Source organism: Erythrobacter sp. GH1-10 (assembly GCF_045363165.1).
GTDB lineage: Bacteria > Pseudomonadota > Alphaproteobacteria > Sphingomonadales > Sphingomonadaceae > Erythrobacter.
In genome coordinates this window covers 1,768,882-1,789,586 of sequence record NZ_JBJFLP010000001.1, presented here as the reverse complement: position 1 = coordinate 1,789,586, position 20,705 = coordinate 1,768,882, and the positions used below count along the sequence as shown (strand labels likewise).

Annotated in this window: 18 protein-coding genes; 8 read left to right on the top strand and 10 right to left on the bottom strand. The window is 61.5% G+C overall.

From position 1 onward, the window contains the following. Nucleotides 1-2: 2 nt before the first annotated feature. From hfq to dusB, 6 genes are all read right to left on the bottom strand, one after another. A complete protein-coding gene (hfq, locus tag ACI5KX_RS08815) occupies nt 3-581 on the bottom strand; it encodes an RNA chaperone Hfq (RefSeq protein ID WP_406810298.1) in 579 nt (192 codons plus the stop codon). A gap of 158 nt (nt 582-739) precedes the next feature. Further along, the gene (locus ACI5KX_RS08810; protein WP_406810297.1) at nt 740-2,128 is read right to left on the bottom strand and encodes a sigma-54-dependent transcriptional regulator; all 1,389 of its coding nucleotides are present in this window, start codon (nt 2,126-2,128) and stop codon (nt 740-742) included. A gap of 46 nt (nt 2,129-2,174) precedes the next feature. After that, a complete protein-coding gene (locus tag ACI5KX_RS08805; protein WP_406810296.1) occupies nt 2,175-4,400 on the bottom strand; it encodes an ATP-binding protein in 2,226 nt (741 codons plus the stop codon). A gap of 70 nt (nt 4,401-4,470) precedes the next feature. Continuing rightward, nucleotides 4,471-5,898: a sigma-54-dependent transcriptional regulator gene (locus tag ACI5KX_RS08800; RefSeq protein WP_406810295.1), complete on the bottom strand. Its 1,428-nt coding sequence runs from the start codon at nt 5,896-5,898 to the stop codon at nt 4,471-4,473. After that, nucleotides 5,895-7,028 carry a nitrogen regulation protein NR(II) gene (locus tag ACI5KX_RS08795; RefSeq protein ID WP_406810294.1) on the bottom strand — a complete coding sequence of 378 codons (1,134 nt, stop codon included), beginning with the start codon at nt 7,026-7,028 and terminating at the stop codon, nt 5,895-5,897. The genes ACI5KX_RS08800 and ACI5KX_RS08795 overlap by 4 nt, the downstream gene beginning before the upstream one ends. 1 nt (nt 7,029) lies before the next feature. Further along, nucleotides 7,030-8,046 carry a tRNA dihydrouridine synthase DusB gene (dusB, locus tag ACI5KX_RS08790; RefSeq protein WP_406810293.1) on the bottom strand — a complete coding sequence of 339 codons (1,017 nt, stop codon included), beginning with the start codon at nt 8,044-8,046 and terminating at the stop codon, nt 7,030-7,032. A gap of 77 nt (nt 8,047-8,123) precedes the next feature. On the opposite strand from dusB, the gene ACI5KX_RS08785 reads away from it, so the two are divergent. Both ACI5KX_RS08785 and ACI5KX_RS08780 read left to right on the top strand, forming a co-directional pair. Then, the gene (locus ACI5KX_RS08785) at nt 8,124-9,284 is read left to right on the top strand and encodes a bifunctional 2-C-methyl-D-erythritol 4-phosphate cytidylyltransferase/2-C-methyl-D-erythritol 2,4-cyclodiphosphate synthase (protein ID WP_406810292.1); all 1,161 of its coding nucleotides are present in this window, start codon (nt 8,124-8,126) and stop codon (nt 9,282-9,284) included. Between the two features lie 11 nt (nt 9,285-9,295). After that, nucleotides 9,296-9,808: a CinA family protein gene (locus ACI5KX_RS08780; protein WP_406810291.1), complete on the top strand. Its 513-nt coding sequence runs from the start codon at nt 9,296-9,298 to the stop codon at nt 9,806-9,808. Here the strand turns inward: ACI5KX_RS08780 and ACI5KX_RS08775 are convergent. Together ACI5KX_RS08775 and lipA are read right to left on the bottom strand one after the other, a co-directional pair. Further along, nucleotides 9,769-10,230, bottom strand: coding sequence for a type II toxin-antitoxin system RatA family toxin (locus tag ACI5KX_RS08775; protein WP_406810290.1), 462 nt, complete (start codon nt 10,228-10,230; stop codon nt 9,769-9,771). The genes ACI5KX_RS08780 and ACI5KX_RS08775 overlap by 40 nt on opposite strands. Beyond that, the gene (gene lipA, locus ACI5KX_RS08770) at nt 10,230-11,201 is read right to left on the bottom strand and encodes a lipoyl synthase (RefSeq protein ID WP_406810289.1); all 972 of its coding nucleotides are present in this window, start codon (nt 11,199-11,201) and stop codon (nt 10,230-10,232) included. The genes ACI5KX_RS08775 and lipA overlap by 1 nt, the downstream gene beginning before the upstream one ends. Before the next feature lie 128 nt (nt 11,202-11,329). Between lipA and ACI5KX_RS08765 the strand changes: the two genes are divergently transcribed. From ACI5KX_RS08765 to ACI5KX_RS08750, 4 genes are read left to right on the top strand one after another with little or no spacing between them, the layout of a single operon-like run. Continuing rightward, entirely contained in the window at nt 11,330-12,313 is a 984-nt protein-coding gene (locus tag ACI5KX_RS08765) for a sodium-dependent bicarbonate transport family permease (RefSeq protein WP_406810288.1), read from the top strand. Further along, a complete protein-coding gene (locus ACI5KX_RS08760) occupies nt 12,310-12,618 on the top strand; it encodes a P-II family nitrogen regulator (RefSeq protein ID WP_406810287.1) in 309 nt (102 codons plus the stop codon). The genes ACI5KX_RS08765 and ACI5KX_RS08760 overlap by 4 nt, the downstream gene beginning before the upstream one ends. A 36-nt stretch (nt 12,619-12,654) precedes the next feature. After that, nucleotides 12,655-13,296: a carbonic anhydrase gene (locus ACI5KX_RS08755; protein WP_406810286.1), complete on the top strand. Its 642-nt coding sequence runs from the start codon at nt 12,655-12,657 to the stop codon at nt 13,294-13,296. Nucleotides 13,297-13,336: 40 nt separating this feature from the next. After that, nucleotides 13,337-14,053: an NYN domain-containing protein gene (locus ACI5KX_RS08750; protein WP_406810285.1), complete on the top strand. Its 717-nt coding sequence runs from the start codon at nt 13,337-13,339 to the stop codon at nt 14,051-14,053. Between the two features lie 82 nt (nt 14,054-14,135). Here the strand turns inward: ACI5KX_RS08750 and ACI5KX_RS08745 are convergent, their stop codons facing one another. Beyond that, entirely contained in the window at nt 14,136-15,482 is a 1,347-nt protein-coding gene (locus tag ACI5KX_RS08745; RefSeq protein ID WP_406810284.1) for a hypothetical protein, read from the bottom strand. 314 nt (nt 15,483-15,796) lie between these two features. Between ACI5KX_RS08745 and gyrA the strand changes: the two genes are divergently transcribed. Further along, nucleotides 15,797-18,598, top strand: coding sequence for a DNA gyrase subunit A (gene gyrA / locus ACI5KX_RS08740; protein ID WP_406810283.1), 2,802 nt, complete (start codon nt 15,797-15,799; stop codon nt 18,596-18,598). A 17-nt stretch (nt 18,599-18,615) separates the two neighbouring features. Here gyrA and ACI5KX_RS08735 read toward each other — a convergent pair whose 3' ends face one another. Next, nucleotides 18,616-19,266: a lysoplasmalogenase family protein gene (locus ACI5KX_RS08735; RefSeq protein ID WP_406810282.1), complete on the bottom strand. Its 651-nt coding sequence runs from the start codon at nt 19,264-19,266 to the stop codon at nt 18,616-18,618. A gap of 50 nt (nt 19,267-19,316) precedes the next feature. Here ACI5KX_RS08735 and trmFO point away from each other — a divergent pair, with 50 nt between their 5' ends. Beyond that, nucleotides 19,317-20,702 (top strand): methylenetetrahydrofolate--tRNA-(uracil(54)-C(5))-methyltransferase (FADH(2)-oxidizing) TrmFO, encoded by a 1,386-nt coding sequence (gene trmFO / locus ACI5KX_RS08730; protein ID WP_406810281.1) that lies wholly within the window; start codon nt 19,317-19,319, stop codon nt 20,700-20,702. The last annotated feature ends 3 nt before the right edge of the window (nt 20,703-20,705 follow it).

Genomic DNA, 20,705 nt, shown 5'->3' with positions numbered 1-20,705 from the left:
GCTCAGTCGTCGGCCCCATAGTCATCGTCCTCATATTCGTCCTCATCGTCGTCTGAGAGGTCGACCGGACTGGCGGGCTGGATCGTGGAAACCGCGTGCTTGTAGGCGAGTTGTACCGCCCCATCGCGTTCCAGCAGCATGCAGAACAAATCGAAGGCTGCAATCCGTCCCTGCAGCATGACACCGTTGACGAGAAACATCGTAACCTGGACGTGGCTGTCGCTCACCCGGTTCAGGAATACGTCCTGAAGCAGCCGCTGCTTCTTGTTGCCGGGCCGGTTGTGGAACTGGCTCGCATCGACCGGTTGGCCGGGCATGATGGTGGAGATCGCGTGCTTGTAGACCAGCTGCGACTGGCCATCGCGGCGCAGCAGGATCGAGAAATTGTCGAACCACGTGACGATGCCCTGCAGCTTTACGCCCTTGACGAGAAACATCGTCACCGGGGTCTTGTTCTTGCGCAACAGGTTGAGGAAGGCGTCCTGCAGGTTGCCCTGCCCGCCCGATTGACGACCGCCGCTGCTGCTTCGGTCGCCCCCACCGGGCGTTGATCGCGGAGAGAGGGTCCGCTCGTTTGACATGTATCATGCTCCTGTTCTTGGCGGCCGCCTTTACGGTCCGCAGGTCGGGTGCGGCCCAAACAGCCCACCCGCTCGGGGCACCCAGCTTTATAATGGCGGTTGCCGGGCCCTTGGGCAATGCCTGAATTTTCAGCAGGTTTGCAGACGCAGCGGTTACGTTACTCCTTGCGCGCCGACTCGCGCCGTTCGGCCATGCCCAGCAGTTTCAGCTTTCTGTGCAGCGCAGAGCGCTCCATCCCGATGAAGGTCGCCGTTTTCGAGATATTACCTGAGAAGCGGCGGATCTGGATCGAGAGGTACTCGCGCTCGAAACTCTCCCGCGCCTCGCGCAATGGGACACCCATCATCGCTGAGAGCCCCTGTCCGGAGCCAGCGAGCCGCCCGCCCGTGATCTCCGCCGGAAGCATATCGGTCTCCACCGTGGTCAGTCGATCCCGCGGAGTCATGATGATCGTGCGTTCGACAACATTGCGCAGCTGCCTGACGTTGCCCGGCCAATCGTAAGCCTGCAGTGCAGCCATCGCTTCTTCCGAAATTTCCGGCGGGGCAATCCCCTGGTCGGTCGAATAGCGCGTGAAGAAATGTTCGGCGAGTGCAGGAATGTCGTCACGCCTCTCCGCAAGCGAGGGGATCGTCACGGGCACCACGTTGAGCCGGTAGAACAGGTCTTCGCGGAACCGTTTCTCCTCCATCTCGACTGCGAGATCGCGCGTCGTCGAGGACACGACACGAACGTCGACTCCGATCTGGCGAGAGCCCCCTACCCTCACGAAGCTCTGTTCGGTGAGGACGCGGAGAATTCGCGCCTGGGTCGACAAAGGCATGTCGGCGACTTCGTCGAGATACAGCGTCCCGCCGTCGGCCAGCTCGAGAAGTCCCGGTCGCACCTGTTTCCCGTCCACTTCCTCGCCGAACAGCTCCTGTTCGAAGCGCTCCGGGGTGATCCGGGCCGAATTGACAAGCACGAACGCCCCGTCCGACCGTCCCGACCACGAATGGAGCAGCCGCGCGGCGACTTCCTTACCGGCACCCGCAGGCCCCGAAATGAGCACCCTGCTTCCGGTGTTGGCAACGCGTTTCAGCGTCGCGCGCACCGCGTTGATGGCCGAGGAATTGCCGGTGAATTCGGCGCTGCTCCAGCTGTTGTCGCGCAGGCGGCTGTTCTCGCGCCGCAGCCGCTCGGTTTCGGTCGCTCGCTCGACCAGCAGCAACAGCCGCTCGGCTTCGAACGGCTTCTCGATGAAATCCATGGCGCCGCGGCTGACTGCGGACACAGCGGTATCGATATTTCCATGGCCGGAGAAAATGATCACCGGCAGATCGGGTTCGCGCGCCTTGATCGCGTCGAGCAATTCGAGCCCGTCCATGTCGCTGCCGTGGAGCCATACATCGAGCAGGACAAGGCTGGGCCGCCGCTCGTCGATCGCGGCAAGTGCCCCGGTGCTGTCGGCGGCGGTGCGGCATTCGTAGCCCTCGTCGCCGAGTACTCCGGAGACAAGGTCGCGGATATCGCGTTCATCGTCGACTATCAGGATTTCGAGCGCCATGAGCGTTTCCTCGGGGTTTGGATCGGTTCTTGGGGGGTGCGCTGGATCATCCCGCTTTCCCTTCGTTCGGATGGGGATCGCGGGCAAAACGCAGGGTGACACAGGTGCCACCGCTCTCTGCGCTGGAGAAACTCATATCGCCGCCATGTTCGTCGACGATCTTGTTCACGATCGCGAGGCCGAGGCCGGTGCCTTTCTCGCGCGTCGTCATATAGGGTTCGGTGATACGGTCACGCTCCATCGGCAAACCGATGCCGTTGTCCTCCACCGTGATCGACAGCATTTCATCATCGTTGCTCATGGTCACGGCGATCCGTCCGGCATAGTCGCCCTGCATTTCTGCCGCGCGGGCTTCCACCGCTTCGACCGCGTTCTTGAGCACATTGGTCATTGCCTGGCCGAGCTGGTGGCGGTCGCAATTGATGGTCCGGGTTTCCAACCCATCGGCAGTGACGCTGAATCGGATGCCGGAGTGCGCGACTTCTTGCAGGAACACGGCTTGGCGGACGAGATCGACAGCGTCCTCGGCACGGAAAACCGGTTTTGGCAGCCTCGCGAAGGATGAGAACTCGTCGACCATCTTCCTGAGATCGCCGACTTGCCGCACAATTGTGCTGGTTAGCTCGTCGAACAGCTCGCCGTCAGCCTCCTCGACCTGCTTGCGATAACGGCGCTTCAGCCGCTCCGTAGCAAGCTGGATCGGTGTCAGCGGGTTCTTGATCTCGTGTGCGATCCGGCGGGCGACATCGGACCAGGCCGCCTGGCGCTGATCGAGCAGTTGGCGGGTGATGTCCTCGAAAGTGATCACGTGGCCGCTGGTGCCGGGTGCGACTTTCACCGCCAGAGTTAGCAGTTCGCTGCCCTTGGCATGGGTGACGATCGCGCGTTCCTGACCTTCTCGCAGCAGCTGGCCGATTTCTGGCGCAAGTTGATCGAGCGATCGACCGACGAGATCTTCGCTCTCACCCTCGCCAAGCAGGGCCTGTGCCGATCCGTTCATCAGCAGAACCTTGTTGTCTCTATCGACCGAGATTACCCCGGCGGTGACGGATTCGAGCACGGCTTCCATGAAAGCGCGGCGATCGTCGATCTGGCGGTTGGCACTGACGAGCGCTTGTGTTTGCTTCTCAAGCTGGGCGGTCATCCTGTTGAAGGCGCGATTCAGCAGTCCGATCTCGTCGGCACCCGTTCGGCCATCGACACGCAGCGAGAAGTTGCCCTGCCCCACTTTGCGGGCAGCCGCAACGAGGTCGGTCAGAGGCTCGACTTGCCGGTCGGCAAATCGTAGCGCGAACCAGACAGCAATCCCGACGAGAAGGAGGCTGACAGCCACCAGAGCGATGTTGAACTGCAACTGCAGGCTCCGCGCGTTCGTGGTGAGGTTTTCGTAAGCCCTCCCGATCGCTTGCGCATTCGACCAGGCGTTGAACATTACAGCTTCGGTGTTGCGAGCATTGTAGAGATAGACTCCGCTTTCGGCGTCGATCGGAGCTAGCGCGGCGATCCGCTCGGGACTTCCGCCGACGACCACGAATTCACCCGCGTCGAGCTGCTTGAGCGCCGCTTCGCTGAATTCGAGTGGGCGGTTGTCTTCGAGCAAGTTCAAGATTGCCGCAGTTCGCAAGCTGTCGTCTTCCAACCGCTGCAGGATGGCGCTTTCCGATATCTCGCGCGCCTGTGCCTGATAGGCGTAGAAGTCGGGGAAATCGGGATCGGTAATGGGCACACGAGCGAGGATGTCGCGCATGTCGGTCGCCATCGTGATCGTGTTCTGCTCCACGTCCCGCTGGTTTGCGTCATAGTAGCTCTGGGCAAGCTCGTTGGAGTTTTCGAGCAGTCCGCGCGACTCATCCGAAAACCAGAAATCCACCCCGGTCTGGAACAGGAACGCTGCAAACCCGGCGACCAGCAGGGTTGGAACCGCGGCGAGCATCGAGAAAAAGAACACGAGCCGCACATGCAATCGCGCGGTGCTGCCGGCCGCGCGCCGCAATGCCAGCCGACGCCCGATCAAAACGAGGATCGTCATCGCCGGGACCAGCACAGCCATGAGCAGGAGCGAAACCTGCATGGTCGGAAGGACATCGCCAGGTTGCGGTGCACGCGAATAGGCGAGATAGTTGGCGACAAGAGCTGCGAGCAACGAGACACCGGCCAGGATTTCCAGCCAGCGAAAGATATTGGCGCGCCGCGAGGCTACGACGAACTGTCGCCACCAGCGCGGTGACTGCCGCGGCGAAGGAGGATCGGACAGTGGGGCAGACGTCGCCATCGTTGCACGCTTACAACGCCGGTGTTGCAATCATGCAAGAGCAAATCTGCCGTTAGCCCCCGTTTGTGCGCTAAACCGGTCTTGCGAAGCGATCAGGCTCGATACCGAGTTCTCCAATCCGCTTGCGCAGCGTGTTGCGATTGATGCCGAGCAGCTTTGCCGCGCGCAACTGGTTGCCGCCGGTTTCGCCCAGCGCATGCTCGATCAGGGGCTTTTCGAAGGCCGCGATCGCGGTCGCATAAACGGTGCCGGACGCGGGGCGTTCTTCTTTGAGGAACTGGTTGAGAGCCTGCGCAATGCCGGTGTCCCGCTGGATGGATTGAGCGCCGGGCGCCAGCGCCTCTTCGCCGATGATGTCCGACAAACTCGATGCATCGATCACGTCTTCGCGGGCCATAAGCGCGAGGCGATAAATCACATTACGCAATTCGCGCACATTCCCGCGCCAGTTGCGTTTTTCAAGGGCCTCGACCGCATCCACAGTCAGCGTACGGCGGGGGAGACCATCCTCCACCGCCTGGATCAGGAAATGCTGCGAGAGCACGTCGATATCCTCGCGCCGCTCGCGTAGCGGCGGAAGGTGGATCGGAACGACGTTGAGCCTGTAATACAGATCTTCGCGGAACGTCCCGGCGCCGATCATCGGGACAAGATCCTTGTTCGTGGCCGCGACAATGCGCACGTCGACAGCGATCTCCTGCCGCCCGCCGACCCTTCTGATCCGGCCAGATTGCAGGGCTCGCAGGAGGCGCGTCTGCGCTTCCGCAGGCATATCGCCGATTTCGTCGAGAAACAGAGTCCCACCGTTTGCCTGTTCGAATTTGCCGATCGCCTGCGCGATCGCGCCTGTGAACGCGCCTTTTTCGTGGCCGAACAGCTCGCTTTCGATGAGGTCGGCCGGGATTGCGGCGGTGTTGACCGCCACGAACGGACCCGAGCGGCGACTGCCCAGCTGGTGGATGGCCTCGGCCACCAGCTCCTTTCCGGTCCCGCTTTCGCCCGTTACCAGCACTGTCAGGTCGTTGCGCAGCACCCGGGTAATCATCCGGTAGACGCCCTGCATGGCCTGGCTGCGCCCGACGAGCGGCATGCCGTCGTCTTCGGTCTTTGGAGTAGCGCGGGCTGCAGTGTCGGTTCCGCCGCATGCCTGTTGGACCGCCTGAACAACCTCGTCGAGGTCAAACGGCTTGGGGAAATACTCGAACGCGTCGCTGTCGCTCGCCCGAACCGCGGTGTCGAGCGTGTTCTGCGCCGATAGCACGATCACAGGCATGTCGGGCGCTACGCCCCGTACAGACTCGAGGCTTGCGAGCCCGTCACCGTCTTCGAGCATGACGTCGGTCAGCATCACGTCGAATTCGTGCCCTGTTAGCCACGAATCGCGCGCGGCGACGCTGGTACAATGCTCGATCGCAAAGCCTTCGTCTTCGAGCGCCGCGATCATCACCGTGGCGATCGCCGTGTCGTCCTCGACCAACAGGACCCGTCGGCTGCTCATGAAGCCTTGCCCTTTTCGCTGGTCCCTTGCGGGAGGTGAAGGCGGAAATGGGTCAGGCCACGTTTGATGTCACGCTCGTGGCTGATGCTCCCGTTCATGTCGCGCACAAGCTTTCTTACCAGCGCGAGCCCCAGGCCCTGTCCCGATTTTTTCGAAGTCACAAACGGTTCGAACACGTGATCGCGCATCGCCGGATCGATGCCCGGCCCGTTGTCGGTTACCGTGATCTCGATCGGAAGTCGCACCGCCCTGCCCAGCCTGATCGCGCTGAACGCAAGCCCGCTCACAAACCGGGTCTGGACAGTGATGCGAGGCTCATCTTCGGCCGCCGCAACCGCCTCGCCTGCGTTCGAGATGAGGTTGATGAGCACCTGTTCGAGTACATCGCGATTGACGAGGACGGGAGGCAGCGAAGGATCGAATTCCTCATGAATCTCGACCTGAGACTTTGCTGCCGCACGCACGGTCGCGATCGCCGACCGGATGGCGACATGCGGATTGCACGGCGCGGCCGGCTCGGTCTGGGTGCTCCCGAGCTGTTGCATGCGATCGATCAGGCGCGCGATCCGATCGACTTCGTCGGTGATCATCCGCGCCAGCTTCTTGTCGCCGTGCGGAAGCTTGCGCGCGACCAGCTGCCCCGCCCCGCGTATCGCCGAAAGAGGGTTCTTTATTTCGTGTGCCAGGATCGAAGGCGCGCCGATGGCCGATTCCAATTCGGAATCGCGAGCGGTGTCTTCGTGCGAGATTTCCGACAGCGTCACCACGCGCCAGCCGGGATGATTGCCGAGCGGCGAAACGGTCAGGTTCACGCGCGTTTCGACTTCGCTCGCGAGGATCCTGATGTCGCGGGCAACCAGCGCGGTATCAGCCCGCTCGATGCGTTCGGCTACTCGCGCATCGAGCGGCCCGAGGATGTCGGCCAGAAGCTTGTCCTCAAGCCTGCGGGCGCTCATCCCAAGAAGGTTTTCCGCTGCATGATTGGCTTCGACAATGCGGGTTTCCGGATCGATCAGCAGCATTGCGAAAACAAGACCCGCGACCTGTGCTTCGGCCGATGGGCGCTGGCCGATCGTTGATGCGCCGGTGCTGTGGGCATCGGGAATTCCGGCGCCCTCGCTCGACGCCACTTCAGGCCGCCCGCCGATGGAGGAACGGTTCGTAGAAACGCTCGATCTCGCCGAGCACCTCGTCGGGATCGTCGATGAAGTTCGCCTTGTTCCGGAAATCGGCAGAGCCGTGCATACCCTTGGTGTACCAGCCGAGATGCTTGCGCGCGATCTTGGTCCCGACGTTCCGACCATAGTGATCGAGCATGCGGTGATAGTGTTCGACCAGCACAGCGTATTGCTCGTCGAAGCTTGGCGTGGGGACGTTCTCACCCGTGCGCCACCAATGCATCACCTGGCCGAGCAGCCACGGCTTGCCATAGGCGCCCCGCCCGATCATCAGCCCGTCCGCGCCCGACTGTTCGAGCGCCTTGGCAGCATCGTCGATAGTGCAAATATCTCCGTTGACGATGACCGGAATCGAAACCGCATCCTTGACCTTGCGGATGAATGACCAATCGGCAGACCCTTTATACATCTGGTTCCGGGTGCGCCCGTGGACGGTGATCATCTTGACCCCGAGGTCCTCGGCGATGCGCGCCATTTCAGGCGCATTGAGCGAGGAATGGTCCCAGCCCATCCGCATCTTAACCGTGACCGGCACGTCGACCGCCTTGACGGTCGCTTCCATCAGTTTGGTCGCCAGCGGCACTTCGCGCATCAACGCGCTGCCGGCGAACTGGCCGACCACCTTGCGCACCGGGCAACCGAAATTGATGTCGATGATCGCCGCGCCATTGCCCTCTTGCAGCTTGGCCGCTTCAGCCATGCTGTCGGGATCACAGCCGACCAGCTGCATCGAGACGGGCTCCTCGATCGGGTCCCACTCGGCCTTCTGCACCGACTGTCGCGTCTCCCGGATGGCCGCCTCGCTCGCGATCATTTCGGTGACGTTCAAACCCGAGCCGTAGCGCCGCACGAGCGTGCGGAACGGCTTGTCCGTCACCCCGGTCATCGGAGCGAGCAGGACCGGATCGGGGATGGTCACATCGCCGATTGCGATCGGCTTCAGGGCCGGAGGAGTTGGAAGCGTCGTCATGAGAGGGAGTGCCTAAATATTGGGCAGCGCATAGTGGATTGCGCTCGGGGCGTCCAGACCCTAAGCGCGAGCCCGCAATGCCGGATACCTCGCCCCTCCCCCCGTTCGCCGCGGTCATCGTCGCAGCAGGAAAGGGACTGCGGGTGGGCGGCGACACGCCCAAGCAGTTCCGCACCTGGCGCGGGAAGCCCGTTTTGCGGCACTCGGTCGAGGCGCTGTGCGAGACGGGGTGCTCGACCATTGTTCTGGTTGCGCCTCCGGGATTGCATGCCGAAGCCCTCGCGGCTGCCGGAGCGCCTGAGGGCACAATCGTGGTCGATGGCGGTGCGACGCGGCAGGACTCGGTCCGTGCCGGGCTCGAAGCGCTGGCCGGCGACTCTCCCGAATTCGTCTTGATCCACGATGCTGCGCGCCCCGATCTGCCTCGCGCGGTGATCGAGCGGCTGCTCGGCGTGCTTGGAAAACATAGCGGCGCAATCCCTTCCCTCCCCGTGGTCGACAGCCTTGCGGTTGCTGGCGAAGGCGAAATCATGGCGGGCAAGGCAGATCGCGAGGCTCTGCGCCGCGTCCAGACGCCGCAAGCCTTCCGCTACGATGCCATCCTCGCCGCGCACCGCGCATGGCAGGGCGCCACCGATGCAGGCGACGATGCGCAGGTTCTCGCGGCCAGCGCAGGTTCAGTCGCACTCGTCGAAGGTGACGAACGCCTTAAGAAAATCACATTTGCCGAGGATTTCGCAGACGCCATGAGCACACCGCAATTTCGCGTCGGGCAGGGTTACGACGTCCACCGTCTGCAGTCGGGGGAGGAATTGTGGTTGTGCGGGATCAAACTCGATCACGACCGCGGCCTTGCCGGACATTCGGACGCCGATGTCGCGCTGCATGCGATCACCGATGCCGTACTAGGCGCGATTGGCGACGGCGATATCGGCACGCATTTCCCGCCAAGCGATCCGCGTTGGGCCGGTGCGCGCTCGGGGCAATTCCTCGAGCACGCGGTCAAACTCGCGGGCGAAGCGGGGTTCGTGCTTGGTAATATCGATCTCACGATCATCTGCGAGGCTCCCAAGATCGGCCCACACCGACCCGCCATGCGAGCCGAGGTTGCGCGGTTGACCGGGCTTCACGAGCGCGCCGTGAGCATCAAGGCTACGACCACGGAAAGGCTCGGGTTTACGGGCCGCGAAGAAGGCATTGCGGCGCAGGCTATTGTCAGCCTAACCGGCGCGAATTGAAGGATCGAACGATGAAAACCAACCTGCTTCCAGAAGAGATCGATGCCCTCGCCGAGCGCGTGGTCGCAGAGAACAAGGAAGCCGGCCGGAAGGTCGTGCTGGCCGAGAGTTGCACCGGTGGACTCGTGGCGGCGGCGATCACCGAGATTCCGGGCTCCTCCGCGGTGCTCGATCGCGGTTTCGTGACATATTCGAACGAGGCCAAAATGGAGACGCTGGGGGTCTCACAGGATATCATCGAGACTTTTGGTGCGGTCTCGATCGCCTGTGTCTGGGCAATGGCAGTGGGTGCGCTCCGGAATTCCGGGGCCGATGTAGCTGTCGCGATCAGCGGTGTGGCCGGGCCCGACGGAGGAACCCAGCTGAAGCCGGTCGGCACCGTCGTTTTCGCCCGCGCCTTTCGCAACCAGGATGGCGAGCCGGAAGGCGAATTGAAGCATTTCGATGGAGGCGATGGACCCGGCGGGCGCGCCTCGATCCGGCGTCAGGCGACGCTTTGCGCGCTCGAGCTGTTGTTGCCGTAAAGATCGTGCGCGCGCTTCTCGAACGCGGTGACCATTTTGCGGAACGCGCGATCGAAATATTGACCGGCCAGCGCCTGGAACATGCGGTTTTTGAATTCGAAATCGACAAGGAAATCGATCTCGCACGAGTGATCGTCGATCGCGCGGAACGTCCAGATGTTGTCGAGATCCGATAGCGGTCCGTCGATATAATGCACTTCGATCTCGCGAGGCCGGTCTTTCCTGACCCTCGACGTGAAGCGTTCTCGCAAGCCCTTGAAACCTACGACCATGTCTGCGACCATTTCGGTCTCTTTGTCCGACCGCACACGGGTGGCGATGACCCACGGGAGGAATTCGCCATAGCGAGCGACATCGGCGACCAGATCGAACATCTGTTCGGCGCTGTAGGGAAGCCGGCGTGTCTCGCGAATTCCCGGCATCAGACGGTCAGGCGATCCGCCTTGCGCGCTTGCTCCTTGGCGAGTTTTGCCTCGCGCGCCTTCTTCATCTCAGCAAAGTCGTCACCCGCGTGATAGCTCGAGCGCGTGAGCGGGCTGGAGGCAACCTGCAGGAAGCCTTTGGCGCGAGCAATCGATCCGTAAGCGCTAAACGCTTTGGGCGTGACGAATTCTTCCACCTTGGCGTGCTTCGGGGTCGGTTGGAGATACTGGCCCATGGTGATGAAATCGACGTCAGCACTGCGCATGTCGTCCATGACTTGGTGGACTTCGAGCCGCTGTTCTCCGAGCCCGAGCATGATGCCCGACTTGGTGAAGATCAGCGGATTGTGCGCCTTTACCTCTTCGAGAAGGCGCAGCGAGGCATAGTAGCGCGCACCGGGACGGATCGTCGGATACAGGCGCGGCACCGTTTCGAGGTTGTGGTTGTAAACATCCGGACCAGCCTCGCAGATTGCCTCGACCGCCGCGCGCATTTTTCCGCGGAAATCGGGGGTGAGGATCTCGATCGTCGTATCCGGCGTGTTCCGACGCAGCGCTTCGATCACCTTCACGAATTGCCCTGCCCCGCCATCGGGCAGGTCGTCACGGTCGACGCTCGTGATGACGATGTGCTTCAGGCCCATTTTCGCGGCCGCGATCGCGGTGTTCTCGGGCTCCATCGGATCGACGGCGCGTGGCATGCCGGTCTTGACGTTGCAAAACGCACAGGCACGCGTGCAGACATCGCCGAGGATCATCACGGTCGCGTGCTTCTGCGTCCAGCACTCGCCGATATTGGGGCAAGCCGCTTCTTCGCACACCGTATTGAGATTGAGCTCGCGCATGAGGCGGCGGGTCTCATGATAGCCTTCGCTGACCGGCGCACGGACGCGGATCCAGTCGGGTTTGCGCTGGCGCGGCGGGCGTGTGCTTTCCGGTTCGGGCTTGGGAGAGTTCGCGAGATCGTTCATGGCCGTCCATCTAGGCTTCCGCAGCGTCCGCCGCAAGCGCAGGCATAGCTATCCATAGCTGTGGAGGAACCAATTCCCCGCACGGCCTTTTGCTTTTCATGCAACAGCCGGATCGGTAAGGGGCCCTCATGTTCGAAACTGCGGTTCAGACCTTCACCTCGCCGGTCGTCCTCTTCTTCGTTCTAGGGCTGTTGGCGGCATTCGCCCGTTCGGACCTCGCAATCCCGGAAGCCATCGCCAAGGCGATGTCGCTGTACTTGATGGCGGCGATCGGCATCAAGGGCGGCGTCGCGGTTTCGAAGTCGGGGATCGATGCAACGGTGGTATCGGCTCTCGGCGCAGGCATTGCCGCCGGATTTCTGCTCCCTTTCTTCGCCTATGCGGTGCTCAAGACCTTTGGCAAGCTAGACCGGATCAACTCGGGAGCGGTTGCCGCGCACTACGGCTCGATCAGCGTTGTCACCTTCGTGACGGCGGTCGAGATACTAACGGGGCAGGCGCGCGAACCGGGCGGCTATATGGTCGCCGTGATGGCGGCGATGGAAGCGCCTGCGATCCTTTCCGGATTGCTGCTTGCGCGCGGCCTTGGCAGTTCGGATGACAGCCAGAGCACGGGTGAAATGCTCCACGAGGTGTTCACCAATTCCTCGATCGTGCTGCTGCTCGGCGCTTTCGCCATCGGGATGGTCGGCGGCGAGCAGGGCTTCGGCGACGTCCAGCCATTCTTCGAAGCGGGCTTCAAGGGCGTGCTGTGTATCTTCCTCCTCGATATGGGACTGATCGCCGCGCGCAGGATGATGGATTCACGCGCCATTACATGGCGATTGACATTGATCGCGTTGTTCCTGCCTCTGGTGAACGGGATTGTGGGAACCTCTCTGGGCATCGGGATCGGTCTGGACGCGGGGTCAGCCGCGGCGCTCGGAGTTCTGTGCGCCAGCGCGAGCTACATCGCGGTGCCGGCCGCGATGCGCCTCGCCCTGCCCGAAGCCGACCCCGGTATCTATCTTACTATGTCGCTCAGCATCACCTTCCCCTTCAACGTATTGATCAATATCGGCATCATCAGCGCCTTTGCGGCCTATCTTGCCGGCACGGGAGTGGGACCATGATTGAGACAGTCATTCGCAAAAGGATCGAAATCCTCGCCGACACGCAGTTGCAGAAACGCGTGACCGACGCGATCGACCGGGCAGGAATAACGGGCTGGACCGTCGTGCCCGTCACCAGCGGCAAAGGTCGCGAGGGTCGCTGGCGCGAGGAGCGCGTGATGGGAACCGACAAGGTCCTTGTGCTGACTATTGCTGCGGAAGACAATGCGATGGCGCTTGCAGAAGACCTTGCTCCCATGCTTACAAAATACGGGTTCATCCTGAGCATGTGGGACGTTCAGGTCATCCGGGGGGAACGCTTCTGATCGCGGCGCTGCTCCCCGCCTTCTGGAGAGGAGAGCATGCCGGAATTCGCCGAACTTCTGAAAGGATACCGCCGTTTCCGCCAGGATACCTATCCGCGCCAGCGCGCACGTTTCGAGGAAACGGTTTCCCAGGGGCAACATCCCAAATTGATGATAATCGGCTGCTCCGACAGCCGGGTCGATCCTGCGGTGATATTCGACGTCGATCCCGGAGAGATCTTCGTCGTGCGCAACGTCGCTGCGCTGGTGCCTCCGTTCGAGACTACACCTGGCCAACACGGCGTGTCCGCGGCGGTAGAATTCGCAGTGCAGATGCTTGAGGTCCGGCAGATTCTTGTGATGGGTCACGGGCGCTGCGGCGGATGTCAGGCGGCTTTGAGGCGCGATTTCGTCGATTCCGATCCCGGCAAGGGCGGCTTTGTTGCAGGATGGATCAAGCTGCTCGACGAAGCGCGCGAACCCGTCGCCCGCAAGCACGGTCTCACGGGGAGGAAGGCCGAACTGGCGATGGAATTCGCAGCGATCCGTCAGAGCCTTGCCAACCTGCGCACGTTTCCGTGGGTGGCGGAAAAGGAACAGGATTGCGCGCTGAAGCTGCGCGGCGCACATTTTTCGATCAAGGAAGGCGTACTCTATTCGCTCGACGAAGAGACGGGCGAGTTCCTTCCCGAGGATTAAGCTCTTGCCGGTTGCGCAGCCATTCCCCAAGTAGCAGCCCATGTCCGAACGCGAACTCAAAAACATCGCCCTGCTCATCGATGCAGACAACACCTCGGCGCAGGCCATCGATCCTGTGCTGACCGTCATGGCCGAGCTTGGGCAGGTCAATATCCGCCGCGCCTATGGCAACTTCGCCAAGGACAACCTCGCCCGTTGGGACAAGATCACCAACAAGTTCGGCATTCGCCCGCAGCAGCAGTTCGATGTGTCGAAAGGCAAGAACGCGACCGACATGGCGATGACGATCGATGCGATCGACCTGCTTTATCAGGGCAAGGTCGACGGGTTCGGCATCATGACATCGGACAGCGATTTTACTCCGCTAGTCACCCGCCTCAGACAGGACGGCATCCTTGTTTACGGGTTCGGTGAGAAGAAGACTCCACCCGCGTTTCAGGCGGTATGCACCCGTTTCCTCTATATCGACGAACTGATTGCGACCACGTCGGACGATTCGGGCACAGCGAAAAGCACAAGTTCGAAGGAAGAGATGGCAGATCTCAACGAACTTATTCAGGCCGCCTATCGCGAAGCCAAACGCGACGACGCAGGATTTGCGAAGCTTCAACAGGTCGGGCAGATTGCCGGCAACCGATCCAGTTTCGACGTTCGCAATTACGGCTTCAAGAGTCTGTCCGAACTGTTTGGATCGCTTGACAATTTCAAGCTTGAACGGCGTGATGATAACCAGGTTTACGTCAAACGGCTGCACTAGCCGTGCGAGGCATCCGAAGCGCAAACAAGAAGGGCGCCGGGACAGAACCCGACGCCCTTTTTCTGATCCAGTTTGAGCCGGTTTAGCTACTTGCGCCCATCAGTTCGCCCAATGTCGGGGCAGCTTCACCGGGACCGGCTTTTTCGGCTGCGTAGGCGCTCCAGAGCCGCGCGATCGCGGCACGCGGGCCTTCAACCTTCGCGAGCGTTTCCTGCGCTGCCGCATAATCGCCGGTGCCAATCTGTGCCATGCCCAGACGGGTCAGGGCCTCGCTGGTGTCCACACCGGGCATGCCGAGAGCCTTTTCGTAGAACTTCACGGCTTTTGCGTAATCACCATAGCTGTAGAATGCGCTCGCAGCGGCGACCACCGTGCGAAGCGGAGCGCCATCGGCATCGGCATCCGTTTCGAGGGCAGGAAGATCTGCGCGGTCGCTTTCGATGCGCCCCGTGGCAGTGCTCAGCGCGTCGGCGATGAAGATGTCGTCACGGCTCACCGTATCGGAAGCATAGGCCTCTTCGATAACGTCCTTCACTTCCTTCGGCAGGCGCCGCGCGTCTGCAGCTTCTACGTAGAGGATGTAATCCTGCTTGTCCTGCAAAGCGCCCGCGCGACGTGAAAGACGCAGCAAGTCGAGCGTTTGTGCCTGCTCGAATTCATTGAGGTTGCGCGTGAGGTTCACGGCATCGCGCCAGTTGGTCGGCGACGGAAAATCTGCGATCCACATGGCGGCGTAATCGTAAACCTGCGGCACGATCTGGTTGTTGTAGGCAACGGTGAGCCCGCGACGATACCACTGTTCGTCGACGTCCTGTCCCTTGCCCTTCTGGGACTTGATCGCCCGCTCGAGATAATCGAGGCCCTGAACAAATTGCTCTTCAGAGAAATAGCTCTCGGCCATGGCGATCTGGAGATCGGCCGCATCGACGGTATCGGTGCTGAAGTTGAGGTTGATTGCTTTGTCGAGATAGTTTCGCGCTTTGGCGTAATCCTGCTGCGCGTTCGCGAGCTGGTAGGCGATGAAGTTGTACCGCCCGACCTGATCGAGCGGAACCTTGCCGCTGGCGAGCATCATTTCCATGCCCTTGAGCTGCAGCGTCTGATCGTTGAGCTTGATAGCCGAGTTGAAGATGAGGCCGCCGGCAGCGTATTTTTCATCTGCAGAATTTGCCAGCGGTAGCAACGCTTCGAGCTGCGGCTTGAAGGAGGCGACATTAGCCCCTTCAGCCTGGAGCCCTTCATTGAGCGGCTGATAGGCAGCGACGAATTCCTTGGAGTAGCCGCCGCCTTCTTCCTGGTCTTTCTTCTTTTTGCGTTGGGCATGAGCCTCCGCCGGATAGACGGCGGTCGCGACCACGGCTGTTCCGGTCGCGAGGGCGATTGCCAGAGCCATGCTCGACCCGCGCTTGCGGATATTGAAAAGCTTCATTCGGGGTACCTCCTGGGGTGTGTTGCGCCGCGCTTTACCTTCCAGGCGCGCGGTCGGTTCAATCTCTGCAAAAGCCTTTGAACGGATGTTCGCAGATTTGCAATTCTGCGTACGCGAACCGGGCTGAACGGCCTTTGAATGGTGTCATTGAATACGAATTCAACACGCTGTCTTTAGAGCCGCGTACGGATGGCCGGGAAATGTGGAAAAAGAACCATTTGTTCCACAGCTGTTCCGCATCTCGCATGGCGATTCAGGGCGCGGGCGCCTACATTGCAATGGATAACCGATAACGAAAAGAAACGGCCCGCATCTTGAGCGACGACAACGACACTCTCGACACCCCCGCCCCTTCCCCGATGGGTGAATACGATCGCATCGACATCGTCGATGAGATGAAGACGAGTTATCTCGATTACGCAATGAGCGTGATCGTTAGTCGCGCTCTGCCGGATGTGCGCGACGGCTTGAAACCGGTTCACCGCCGCATTCTCTATGCCAGCCAGGAAGGCGGCTTCGTCGCAGGACGTCCGTATCGCAAGAGCGCCAAGATCGTGGGCGACGTGATGGGTAATTATCACCCGCATGGCGACGCTGCGATTTACGATGCGCTCGCACGCATGACGCAGGACTGGTCGATGCGCGTGCCACTGGTCGATGGCCAAGGCAACTTCGGGTCGATGGACCCCGATCCGCCAGCCTCGATGCGTTACACCGAGGCGCGGCTTGCCCGCGTTGCCAACACACTGCTCGACGATCTCGACAAGGACACCGTCAATTTCGTCGACAACTACGATGGTTCGACGCAAGAGCCATCGGTCCTCCCCGCCCGCTTTCCAAACCTGCTGGTCAACGGTGCGGGCGGGATCGCCGTCGGCATGGCGACCAATGTGCCGCCGCACAATCTGGGCGAAGTGATAGACGGCTGCTTAGCCTATATCGAGAACCCGGCGATCACGACCGAGGAACTGATTGAGTATATTCCCGGTCCCGATTTCCCGACCGCTCCACTGATACTGGGGCAGTCCGGCGCGAAGGCGGCCTACACCACCGGACGCGGGTCGGTCCTGATGCGTGCGCGCCACGAGATCGAGGAGAAGCGCGGCGATCGGCAGTCGATCGTGCTGACTTCCATTCCGTATCAGGTCGGCAAATCCGGTCTGGTCGAGAAGATCGCCGATGCCGCCAAGGAGAAGCGGATCGAAGGTATTTCCGACATCCGCGACGAAAGCTCGCGCGAAGGGGTGCGGGTGGTGATCGACCTCAAGCGCGACGCTTCGCCTGAGGTCGTTCTCAACCAGATGTGGCGTTACACGCCCGCACAATCGAGCTTCCCGGCAAATATGCTCGCGATCCGCGGAGGTCGCCCCGAAACGCTGACGCTGCGCGACATCATCCAGAGCTTCATCACGTTCCGCGAAGAGGTTATCACCCGTCGCACCAAGTTCGAACTGAACAAGGCGCGCGAACGGGCGCACCTGTTGCTTGGACTGGTCGTCGCGGTCTCCAATCTCGACGAAGTGGTGGCAATGATCCGCGGCGCGTCCAACCCCGCCGAAGCGCGCTCCAGGCTACTGGCGAAGGAGTGGCCGATCGGGGAGATCGCGCAGTACATCCGCCTCGTCGAAGCGATCGAGCCGAATGCCGAGGAGGAAGGCGGGACCTACAAGCTTTCCGAGCGGCAGGTGAAGGCCATCCTCGAATTGCGGCTCCACCGCCTGACCGCGTTGGGTCGTGACGAAATCGGCGATGAGCTCAAGGAACTTGCGATCCAGATCGAGGAACTGCTCTCGATCCTCGCCGACCGGGTAAAGCTCTATCGCGTGATGCGCGAGGAACTTGAGGAAATCAAATCCACTTACGCCACCCCGCGCGTCTCCGAAATCGCGCCTGCATGGGACGGGCTCGAGGACGAAGACCTGATCGAGCGCGACGACATGGTCGTGACGGTCACTCTCGATGGCTACATCAAGCGCACCCCGCTCTCGACCTTCCGCGCGCAACACCGCGGCGGCAAGGGCCGTGCCGGCATGTCGACCAAGGACGAAGACGCCATTCAGGAGATGTTCGTCACTTCGACGCACAACCCGGTTCTGTTTTTCTCCACGGCGGGCAAAGTCTATCGCCTCAAGGTCTGGAAGCTGCCCGAGGGCGGTCCTGCGACGCGAGGCCGTCCGATCATCAACCTGCTTCCCGCACTTGAAGATGGCGAGACGATCAAGACCGTCCTGCCCCTCCCCGAAGACGAGGAAGAATGGGGTGCGCTTTCGGTGGTGTTCGCCACTGCCAAGGGCAACGTGCGCCGCAATAGCATGGACGCGTTCACCAACATCCCTTCGAACGGCAAGTATGCAATGAAGTTCGACGAGGACAGCGACGATCACCTGATCGGAGTGGAGCTCGTCGCTCCCTCCGACGATGTGCTCCTAGCTTCCCGACAGGGCAAGGCGATCCGTTTCGCCGCCGAGGATGTGCGCGAGTTTACTTCGCGTACCTCCACCGGTGTGCGCGGGATGAAGCTTGCCGATGGCGACGAGGTCGTTTCGCTCTCCACGCTTGGTGCGACAGGAACCACCGCCGAGGAGCGCACTGAATATCTGAAGTTTGCGCCCTACAAGGGTGAAAAAGAAGGCGAACCGGACCTTTCCGAAGAACGCTACGAAACCCTTCGGGATCGCGAGCAGTTCATCCTGACGGTCTGCGCCAATGGCTACGGCAAGGTTTCGAGCGCCTATGAGTACCGCCGCATCGGTCGCGGCGGCCAGGGCCTGATCAACATCGACAATATCGAGCGCAACGGACCCGTCGTTGCCAGCTTCCCCGTTCAATCGGGAGAGCAGCTGATGCTCGTCACCGATCAGGCGAAGCTGATCCGGATCGGTCTCGAAACGCTGCGGGTGCTCGGTCGCAATACCGCCGGTGTCCGGCTGTTCACGGTCGGCAAGGGCGAGCACATTGTCAGCGCGGTGAAGATCGACGAGACCGAAGAGCCTGAAAACGAGGCCGAGGAAGCGGTGGTCGAGGAGATGGTCGAGCGGCGCGGCGGTGGCGATGAAACCACTCCGAATACAACCGCGCATTCGGACAAGAACATTGACGGCGAGCCGGGAGGGTAAGCTCCTGCCCGGTCCGGTCACTTGGCCGGTTGTTCTCCTCGTAGCGTCTGCACGACGCCGGTCGCGATCATGAGCATCCCCGCGTAATACAGCGGCCAGATAAGGATTTCGGGAAGCGGCGCGAGGTCGAGCGGGCCCATTGCGCTGAAGATCAGCCAGTCGCTCACCACGAACAACACTGCTCCAATGCCGACCCGGTAGCGCGGGAAGCGGCTCATCCAAGCGGCTGCGGCCATGGCACCAAGGCTTACCGCGTAGAGCGCAATCATCGGGTCGCCGCTCAGCAGCCAGGAGATCGCGGGCGCCGATATCGCCAGGGCCAGTGCAAGCAGCTTCTGGCTCGCGCTCGTGCTTTCTCGCCGGTTTCTGAGGTAAAGCCCCAACGCCACGAGGTGTGAGGCGAGGAACAGCCCTCCGCCAATCGTGAAATCGATTTCGAGTGCCATGTCCGCAGCGGATGCAAGCGACAGCACCAGCACGATTAAGGCTCCATCGAGGCCCTTGGTGCGGTAAAATGCGTAAACCGCAAGCAGCCCCACCCCCGCCCCTTTCAGCAGGATCAGGTATAATCCGCCAATGGGATTATCGCGCAGAAAATAGAACGCTATCGCGGCAGCGACGCTGGCAAGCAGCCATGGGCGTTGGTCGATCAGCGCGCGCTTGGGCATCGGGAATCCTTTCCTTGCTCTCGCGCTACCACGCAACTACTTCGCGCTCCATGAGCAACAACGCGAATACCCACGACGTTCACATCATCGGTGGCGGTCTCGCCGGATCCGAAGCCGCCTGGCAGCTCGCGCGGCGCGGGGTGAAGGTGCGCCTGTCGGAAATGCGTGGTTCGGGAGAGATGACCCCCGCCCACCAGACCGATGGTCTTGCCGAGCTGGTGTGCTCGAACAGCTTCCGTTCCGACGACGACACCAAAAACGCGGTCGGCCTGCTGCATCACGAGATGCGCGAACTCGACAGCATCGTGATGCGCGCAGGAGAGGTCGCGCGGGTTCCGGCGGGAAGCGCGATGGCGGTCGACCGCGACGTTTTCAGCGCAGAGGTCGAAAAGACGCTGTCTGGCCATCCGAACATTACGATCGTGCGCGAACGGATCGACCGTTTGCCCGACAGCGGTCTCACCATCGTCGCGACCGGTCCGCTCACTGCGCAGTCGCTGGCCGAGAGCATTGTAGGTGCGACAGGCGAAAAACGGCTCGCCTTCTTCGATGCCATCGCGCCGATCGTCCACCGCGACAGCATCGACATGTCGAAATGCTGGATCCAGTCGCGCTGGAACAAGCGCACCGAAGCCTCGAACGAGGACGGCGATTACATCAACTGTCCGATGACCAAGGAGCAGTACCTCGCCTTTCACCAAGGCCTGCTCGATGGCGAGAAGACCGAGTTCAAGGAGTGGGAGAAAGACACCCCCTATTTCGACGGCTGCATGCCGATCGAAGTGATGGCCGAGCGCGGGGTCGAAACGCTTCGCTACGGTCCCATGAAGGGCGTCGGGCTCGATAACCCATACGACACCACCGAGGAGCATCCGCAGGGACGCTGGCCCTACGCCGTGGTTCAATTGCGTCAGGACAACAAGCTCGGCACGCTATGGAATATGGTCGGCTTCCAGACGAAGCTGAAATACGGCGCTCAGATCGAGCTGTTCCGGACCATTCCGGGGCTGGAAGACGCGGAGTTCGCGCGGCTCGGCGGCTTGCATCGCAACACCTTTCTCAATTCGCCGCAGGTGCTCGACCGCCAGCTGCGCCTGACAGCTGCGCCGCATATCCGCTTTGCCGGCCAGGTGACAGGATGCGAGGGATATGTCGAAAGCTCAGCCATCGGATTGGTCGCAGGAATGATGACCGCTGCCGAACTGTCAGGTCGCGATTGGAAGCCCCTGCCCGCCACGACCGCACTGGGCGCACTGCTGAGCCACATCACCGGCGATGCCGATGCTGCGACATTCCAGCCGATGAACGTCAATTTCGGGCTGTTCCCGCCGCTTCACGAGGTGAAGAAGAAGCAACGCAAGGAAGCTTACACCGATAGGGCGAAGGCCGATCTCAAGTCTTGGCTGGCCGAGGCTGGCGAAGTCGTAACCGCCTGATCG

Coding starts and splice junctions, on each gene's coding strand:
- hfq (WP_406810298.1), bottom strand. CDS start 581: ATGTCAAACGAGCGGACCCTCTCTCCGCGATCAACGCCCGGTGGGGGC.
- ACI5KX_RS08810 (WP_406810297.1), bottom strand. CDS start 2,128: ATGGCGCTCGAAATCCTGATAGTCGACGATGAACGCGATATCCGCGAC.
- ACI5KX_RS08805 (WP_406810296.1), bottom strand. CDS start 4,400: ATGGCGACGTCTGCCCCACTGTCCGATCCTCCTTCGCCGCGGCAGTCA.
- ACI5KX_RS08800 (WP_406810295.1), bottom strand. CDS start 5,898: ATGAGCAGCCGACGGGTCCTGTTGGTCGAGGACGACACGGCGATCGCC.
- dusB (WP_406810293.1), bottom strand. CDS start 8,046: ATGACGACGCTTCCAACTCCTCCGGCCCTGAAGCCGATCGCAATCGGC.
- ACI5KX_RS08785 (WP_406810292.1), top strand. CDS start 8,124: ATGCCGGATACCTCGCCCCTCCCCCCGTTCGCCGCGGTCATCGTCGCA.
- ACI5KX_RS08780 (WP_406810291.1), top strand. CDS start 9,296: ATGAAAACCAACCTGCTTCCAGAAGAGATCGATGCCCTCGCCGAGCGC.
- ACI5KX_RS08775 (WP_406810290.1), bottom strand. CDS start 10,230: ATGCCGGGAATTCGCGAGACACGCCGGCTTCCCTACAGCGCCGAACAG.
- lipA (WP_406810289.1), bottom strand. CDS start 11,201: ATGAACGATCTCGCGAACTCTCCCAAGCCCGAACCGGAAAGCACACGC.
- ACI5KX_RS08765 (WP_406810288.1), top strand. CDS start 11,330: ATGTTCGAAACTGCGGTTCAGACCTTCACCTCGCCGGTCGTCCTCTTC.
- ACI5KX_RS08760 (WP_406810287.1), top strand. CDS start 12,310: ATGATTGAGACAGTCATTCGCAAAAGGATCGAAATCCTCGCCGACACG.
- ACI5KX_RS08755 (WP_406810286.1), top strand. CDS start 12,655: ATGCCGGAATTCGCCGAACTTCTGAAAGGATACCGCCGTTTCCGCCAG.
- ACI5KX_RS08750 (WP_406810285.1), top strand. CDS start 13,337: ATGTCCGAACGCGAACTCAAAAACATCGCCCTGCTCATCGATGCAGAC.
- ACI5KX_RS08745 (WP_406810284.1), bottom strand. CDS start 15,482: ATGAAGCTTTTCAATATCCGCAAGCGCGGGTCGAGCATGGCTCTGGCA.
- ACI5KX_RS08735 (WP_406810282.1), bottom strand. CDS start 19,266: ATGCCCAAGCGCGCGCTGATCGACCAACGCCCATGGCTGCTTGCCAGC.
- trmFO (WP_406810281.1), top strand. CDS start 19,317: ATGAGCAACAACGCGAATACCCACGACGTTCACATCATCGGTGGCGGT.